Here is a 7,056-nt window from a genome sequence, read left to right as displayed (position 1 = left end):
CCTTGCTCTTGCAAAGTGATTGCAAAGGTACAAAGATTTTTTATTCTCACAATAGAGAACCAAAGAAAAAAATCAAACCAAAGTATAATTTCTTTGTATCGTTACCATGCGGACACAATAAATATATACGAGAAAAAAAATCAATTCAAAACAAATTCCAAAATACTGCAAACTTTCAAACATCTAAAGCCCAAATGGAGACAAAGTCATGCAGATTGAAAAGAGAGCTTATCAAAAAAACACAAATCCCGATGCTGAACTCTCAATCAGCACCGGGATTTGGTTTAATCTTTTTAAGCGATTGGGCGGACCGACTTCTTTAGAATATAGAGAAGTGGACGTATCTCTTAGGATTTTGTTTGAGATCCATGAGGAGTGTATCGGCCGATCGGGTCGCTTTGTACACGCTCTCGAAGAGAGTCTTGTCGTTGAGGAGAAGCCCGAGGCTATTATCCTTGGAGTTGAACCGTCTTGACAGAGCTTCTGTCTCGAGGAGTACCCTGTTGAGCCTCAAAGCAACGCTGTCAATATCCGCTCTCACAAGTCTATCTGAGAGGGAACTCACATTATTACTCAAAGTTTCAACATTACCTACGATTGCGGGGACCTTGTTGGTCATAATCGCTCTCATAGCTCGAGTCGAGGCATTGAGATTTTCGGACGCAGCAGCAACTTCTCTGAATACCGTGTGGATATTCGGGTTATTGATCAAGTTGTCGAAGCTATAGAGCATGGTGTCCATCTTGTTCAAAAGTCCTGCGATGGCCGGAAGCAAGTCATCGGAAACCTGAGACATAAGGTCTCCCGAAGAGAAAGCCACCAAGGTATCCTCAGGCTTATGAAAATCAGAATACACCTTTGGCTTTGCTATCGCCAACTCCGCACCGCTGAGAGGATTTCCCTTGATAATAACCTTACTACCGACAGGTATCCTGACATTTCGATCAAGGGCAAGCTCGGCAGTAACCCCCTTGAGTCCCTCGTAATCAAATTTGAGATTGCGCACGAGTCCTATACGATAACCATCCATGGAGACCGGAGTAGACTTAGTCACATCCTTGAGATTTTCAAAGGTCACATAGTAAGCTGTCGTACGTTCAAAGATATTGGTCCCTTTCAAAAAGTTGAACCCAAAGTAAAACAACAAGAGTGCAACAATCGCTGTCCCTCCTATGGATAAAAGTTTCTTACGCTTAGATAATTCGGTTGGCATACTTCCCTTAATGGTTTATGATGATTTATACAGTTTTTTTTCGTGAATCTCTGAGACAAAGATACAATTATACTTTCTTACCATCGACAAACTTGACGACAAAGCACCCTTTGTACTTTTTGCTCAACTGCTTTTGCAGACGTTTCGCCTCCTCTATATCGTCGACATCATAGAGGGTATACTTGTACATTCCTTTTTCTGTGTAGGACATGAGATGCTTCCGATATCCCTTGAAGACGGGAGCGGAGCTTTTGATCCTCTTATCACTCGCATATATCTGCACCCGGTAAGTCACTTTCCCCTTAGAAGTGGTGTTTATGACCTCTTCATCGGCAGGTACAGACACCTCCTCTTGGGCAATAACCGGCTCGGGCTCCGCAGCGGTCTCGACGGCACGAGAGGAGGCAGCGACATTTCCATCTCTTGAGCATATCTTGTCGGCATATGCAGCTATTGCCTGCGCTATGCTTCGGCCCATCTCATCAACGCCTTTGCTCGAAGCCATATAGGCCTCGTCCGAGGGATTGGTGATGAAGCCCAATTCGATAAGGATACTCGGCATCGAGGTACGACGCAAGACCAGGAAACCGGCCTGGCGCACCCCTCTATTGTAAAGCCCCCTCCCGACAAGTCCCTTGTGGACTTTCTGAGCGAGATCCAGACTGCTCTGGAGGTGCTTGTTTTGCATGAATTCAAAGATGATATAAGACTCGGTCGAATTGGGGTCAAAACCCTCATACTTCTGAGTATAGTTGTCCTCCTTGAGGATCGCAGCGTTCTCCTTCATTGCAACAGCAAGGTTTTCGGCCGTACGGGCAAGACCGAGGACATAGGTCTCTGTTCCCCGAGCTTTGGTATTTTTCAATCCCGCCGAATTGGCATGCACAGAGACAAAAAGATCTGCTTTTTTATCATTGGCAAAGTCCGCCCGCTCATTAAGACCTATAAAGACATCCTTCCTGCGCGTGTAGTGGATGACGATATTGGGGTTCATGGACTTCAGATACTCCCCGACCTTGAGAGACACGTTAAGATTGACGGTCTTCTCATTTGTCTTCCGACCGAGCGCACCACTGTCGCGCCCTCCGTGACCGGGATCTATGACCACAACAAAACGTCCGTTGCGGTCCCTTGCGAAAGCATCGACACCACAGACGGATGAGACACATAATACTATCGACAATAACAACTTCAAAATCATCCTCATCTACTCTAAATATGTATAAGGTGTTATTCTTCCAAAAGTACCATTTTTTTCTCATTCCTCAAGCACTTATTGACAAGTACATTATTTCATCAGCAAGCATAGCAGAGATCCAAGACTACAAGCTCATTATCTCCCTCTCAAAAAAAGGTGCCTACCTTGACGCGTCAAGGTAGGCACGAGGATTCATCAAGTTAGACAACTTGATTTGGGACTTTCTATATCTTTGGCACATCACATCGGAAGAACAAATAGCTCTGACACCAAATGAAGTAGAGCGTTTAGCAAGACTTTAACCAAAAATATTCTACCCGAATTAGGTCGAATCTTAAGAAAATAAGTATCTTAGCGCAAGATAAGGGTTGCGACGGTAGCATACCCTGCCACTACTTATTCCACAATATACAATATAATTAAGTTTCAAAAAAAACATGTCACAAGAAATCAAAGATCTAAATCCCCGGTCTGTGTGGAACTACTTCTATGACCTTACTCAGATACCTCGCCCTACAGGACAGGCAAAGGAAGTGTGTGCCTATGTCGAACGTGTAGGGAAAGAGCTCGGACTCGAAACCTTGACCGACGAAGTCGGCAATGTAATCATCCGAAAACCTGCCACTCCGGGCATGGAAGATCGTAAGATCGTCACCATGCAGGCTCACTTGGACATGGTTCCACAAAAGAACAGCCACGTCGCCCACGATTTCACCAAAGATCCTATCCAGCCATGGATAGATGGCGACTGGGTCAAAGCTAAGGAGACCACCCTCGGAGCAGACAACGGTATCGGTGCAGCCATGGCTCTTGCCGTAATGGCGGACAAGTCTCTTGTACACGGGCCTATCGAGGCTCTATTCACCATCGATGAAGAGGTAGGTATGGTCGGAGCATTCGGGCTCAAGCCGGGATTTTCCAAGGGTGATATTCTCCTCAATCTTGACTCCGAAGAAGAGGGCGAACTATTCATCGGTTGTGCCGGAGGGGTGGACATCAACGTCTCTCTCGAGTACAAAGACGAAGAACCCGCTCCGGAGGGGGATGTAGCCGTATTGTTGAAGCTATCGGGTCTCAAGGGAGGACACTCCGGAGTAGACATCCATTTGGGAAGAGGCAATGCCAACAAGATGATGTTCAGATTCCTCAAAAAAGCAGTCGAAGAACTTTCGATCTGCGTCGCTTGGGCAGAGGGCGGTTCTCTTCGCAATGCCATCCCTCGTGAGGCAACAGCACTTGTCACCGTACAAAAGGAAAACGCAGGCGCTCTATGGGAAATGGTCAGCGACTTCGAAGATCTATACAACAAGGAATATGCAGGTATAGAGGAAGGTATCAAGTTTGTAGCAGAGGAGCATGAGATGCCGAAGACCATCGTACCCGATGTCATCAGCAACAATGTCATCCACGCTATCGAAGCATGCCAAAACGGTGTGATCACCTACTTGTCAGACTTCCCCGGTACCGTAGAGGCGTCTTCAAGTCTTGCGTTTGTAAAATTGAGAGATGGCAAGTTGGAGGTGAAGTTTCTCACCCGCAGTTCGTCCGAGACACGTAAGTACATGGTAGCATCCTCTATCGAGAGTACCTTTGCGATCATCGGTGCAAAGGTAGACTTTGATGCTCCATATAACGGCTGGCAACCCAACGCACACTCGTACATCCTTGAAGTGATGTGTGACACGTACGAAAAGTTGTACAACACCCGCCCTGCCGTCAAAGTCATGCACGCAGGACTTGAGTGCGGTATCATCCAAGGTGTGATGCCTGACATGGAGATGATCTCTTTCGGGCCTACGATTGCTCACCCACACTCTCCTGACGAAAAGGTAAACATCCCATCCGTGGCAAAGACTTGGGACTTGCTCGTCCATGTCCTTGCGGCAGTGTGATGCGATAAGCTAACAAAAACAGCAACACAACTGTAATCACTATGTTGACAGATACTCCCGCCGTGGTCCTCAAAGCGGTGCGATACTCTGACACCAATAGCATAGTGCACACATATACGGAGCAATTTGGCTCCACATCTTACTTGGTCTCTCGAAGCTCCGGGCGTAAATCCGGAGCTTCGAGAGCTCTTTTTTTACCCCTCAGCATACTCCAACTCACGACAGATCATCGTCCCAACAAGGACATCCAACGGATCCGGGAAGCAACCATACTCCATATCCCGACACGGCCTTCGATAGATCCGGTAGCCAATGCCATTGCCTTATTTATTGCAGAATTGCTCGATCGGATATTACGAGCCGGTGAAAGAGACCCGAGCCTGTTTCAATTCATCTCAGATGAGATCAGACATATGGGACATGTAGATGGGCAGAGTCTTGCCTCTTTTCATCTGTATTTCATGGGCGAACTAAGTTGGCGGTTGGGTATCATGCCGGATACGGAGGGCTACAGACAGGGAGACATACTCTGCTGCAATGAGGGGAGATTCAGACCTGCGATGAGTCGTCAGGAAGCAGAGCTTGCCGAAGCATCATATCTCTTTCACCAACTACTCACCGTAGCCCGACGAGAGGCATTGTCCATAGGTAGGGACGGGCGGAATAAACTTCTCTCTCTCCTACTCCACTACTTTGACCACCACTTCCCCGGTATAGCCCATCTCAAGTCTCCCGGAGTGCTACAAGAACTTTTTGCCTAACTCACCAAACATCCATAATCCCAATGACACAAGAGAAAGACTTCCAATCAGACTCCATAACTGCCGAAGAATACTCGATCCATACCCTCATCCTAAATGCCAAACTCGACGAAGAGACACGTGCTGCCGTCGAGGATGTCATCGACATGATGCTCGAAGAAGAAGGGCTGGGATTTGTCGGAGACAACAGTTCCTTTACCCTCGCCAAGGATGGTTCCGTAGCAACTTGCAGCATAGAGATCGCACTCTTTGACAAGCACACCAAGGCCCTCAGCCGTCTGCTCGCTTACCTCAAAGACAATCTCATCATCCCGAAAGGGTCAAAAATAACGCACCATTATCCTGCGACGAACAGTGAAAAGTCGACAGAAATAGGAGAAACCGAAGGTCTGGAGATCGCTCTCAATGCCGTGGATCTGCCCCAAGAAGTGTACCGCAGCTCCGACATCGACAAGGTATGTGAGGCTCTCGAAAAAGCAATGAACGGAAAGGGATATTATTATGGTTTTCACAACGGCGAACACTATACCTCGCTTTACTTCTACGGAGACAGTTACGAAGCCATGAAAGCAGCCATACAGCCACTCGTGGCAAAGACTCCTCTATGTGAAAAGTGCATTATCAACCGAATCGCATAAAAGACTAAGAAATTGAAACTGACATTTATCGGACATAGCTCATATCTCATCGATACCGGCGACAGATATATCCTGTTCGACTACTACCGAGACTCTGTGGATGCTCCCTCATTGGGGGAAATCCTCCCCCGCCCCGGGGATCCGCTATATATCTTCTGTACACACTCTCACGGAGATCACTTCTCGCGCAAGGTCTTTGATCTACCGGTAGGCGATCGTCCGATCAGATATATTTTCCACAGTGAGGTAGCCGACGCGGTACCGAAGAAGCAGTCGGCACAAGTACTCTTTGTGGACACCGAGGAAAGCTTCTCCGTCGATAAGCACATCTGTGGACGGGCTTATGGGTCGACAGATCTGGGAGGGTCGTTTTATGTAGAGATAAAGGTGCCAAATGACCGGCCATCCTTTACCCTCTTTCATGCCGGAGATCTCAACAACTGGCATTGGAACGAAGAAGCCAACGACTACTATATCAACCTCTATGAGACGGCTTACAGAGAAGAGTTGGAGCGATTCGGGCGTCATCCGATAGCTCCCGAGCTCTTGATGTTCCCAACCGATTACCGACTTGGGAAAGACTACCTGAAGGGGCTGAAGCAATTTTTAGAAATAGCTCCATGTCGGTATCTCGCACCTATGCACCTCAACGGAAAGCCCAAGCATGCCCCTGAGCTATCGGCACTATGCGACAAGTACAATATCCGATTACTTTTTCCTGAAAGAGAGGGCATCACTTTTGACATAGAGTAAGAGGGGATTTAACCCAAAACAGACCTCACCGAAAGAAATAAAACAGGAGCGCAGTCGCCTTATGACTCTGCGCTCCTGTTTTTTGTTTCCAATGCATCTCGACAGGGAAAACTGTCAACACGCCAACCTCATACCATCGGAAGTTGTCAAACACCTATACTACAACACATTTCCCTACTATCAAGGGTAAAGCGACCGAACTACTCGAAAGAGATATAGAACCTGCGAGATCAAGTTAGACAACTTGATTCGTTAAGTTAGACAACCTTTTTGCCCGCCTCCTACAAGCACTTGTTTTTAGACCCGAGCAACTGTTAGAGAAAGAAGCTCTCTCCAATACTTTCGGCAGAGAATCGAGGAGTTCAGATGTTCTTGGTTTACTGTCAGGGTTAAATTCTACAATCATGCACTTTACAAAGCACTGCCTAAATCTCTGACAAAATTGATCTGTTTACCTTTGTTGCATTCAAAAATAAAGTCATTCAGGCTCTTGCTCTTATACTTGGAAAAATCTCCAACGATTACCAACGGCATTTGATATTGTGAGAATTTTTGAAGTATATCCCCTGCTATTTTAGTTTTTAAGTCAAAAAAATCAGGT

Annotated in this window: 8 protein-coding genes; 5 read left to right on the top strand and 3 right to left on the bottom strand. The window is 46.7% G+C overall.

The genetic code is table 11. From position 1 onward, the window contains the following. Window positions 1–323, top strand: a 323-nt coding sequence (locus Q4A14_RS08475) for a hypothetical protein (protein ID WP_303171412.1), incomplete at its 5' end; no start/stop codon positions are given. Here Q4A14_RS08475 and Q4A14_RS08470 read toward each other — a convergent pair. Together Q4A14_RS08470 and Q4A14_RS08465 are read right to left on the bottom strand one after the other, a co-directional pair. Further along, entirely contained in the window at window positions 320–1,213 is an 894-nt protein-coding gene (locus tag Q4A14_RS08470) for an MlaD family protein (RefSeq protein WP_303171411.1), read from the bottom strand. The two genes, Q4A14_RS08475 and Q4A14_RS08470, sit on opposite strands and share 4 nt — an antisense overlap. Before the next feature lie 67 nt (window positions 1,214–1,280). Beyond that, window positions 1,281–2,408 carry an N-acetylmuramoyl-L-alanine amidase gene (locus Q4A14_RS08465; RefSeq protein WP_303171409.1) on the bottom strand — a complete coding sequence of 376 codons (1,128 nt, stop codon included), beginning with the start codon at window positions 2,406–2,408 and terminating at the stop codon, window positions 1,281–1,283. Between the two features lie 440 nt (window positions 2,409–2,848). Between Q4A14_RS08465 and Q4A14_RS08460 the strand changes: the two genes are divergently transcribed. From Q4A14_RS08460 to Q4A14_RS08445, 4 genes are read left to right on the top strand one after another with little or no spacing between them, the layout of a single operon-like run. Then, window positions 2,849–4,303, top strand: a complete 1,455-nt coding sequence (locus Q4A14_RS08460) for an aminoacyl-histidine dipeptidase (protein WP_303171407.1) — start codon at window positions 2,849–2,851, stop codon at window positions 4,301–4,303. 41 nt (window positions 4,304–4,344) lie between these two features. Beyond that, complete coding sequence (locus Q4A14_RS08455) at window positions 4,345–5,064, top strand: DNA repair protein RecO (RefSeq protein WP_303171406.1); 720 nt, start codon at window positions 4,345–4,347, stop codon at window positions 5,062–5,064. Window positions 5,065–5,087: 23 nt separating this feature from the next. Beyond that, window positions 5,088–5,702, top strand: coding sequence for a hypothetical protein (locus Q4A14_RS08450; RefSeq protein WP_303171405.1), 615 nt, complete (start codon window positions 5,088–5,090; stop codon window positions 5,700–5,702). 12 nt (window positions 5,703–5,714) lie between these two features. Further along, the gene (locus Q4A14_RS08445; RefSeq protein WP_303171403.1) at window positions 5,715–6,455 is read left to right on the top strand and encodes an MBL fold metallo-hydrolase; all 741 of its coding nucleotides are present in this window, start codon (window positions 5,715–5,717) and stop codon (window positions 6,453–6,455) included. A 411-nt stretch (window positions 6,456–6,866) separates the two neighbouring features. Here the strand turns inward: Q4A14_RS08445 and Q4A14_RS08440 are convergent. Next, window positions 6,867–7,056: DUF4180 domain-containing protein (locus Q4A14_RS08440; protein ID WP_303171401.1), on the bottom strand; the 190-nt coding region annotated here is incomplete at its 5' end.

It is taken from the genome of Porphyromonas sp. (genome assembly GCF_030529325.1).
In the GTDB taxonomy this organism is placed as follows: Bacteria; Bacteroidota; Bacteroidia; order Bacteroidales; family Porphyromonadaceae; genus Porphyromonas_A.
Note: the sequence above shows the minus strand (reverse complement) of the source record. Positions and strands in the feature narration are given on the sequence as shown.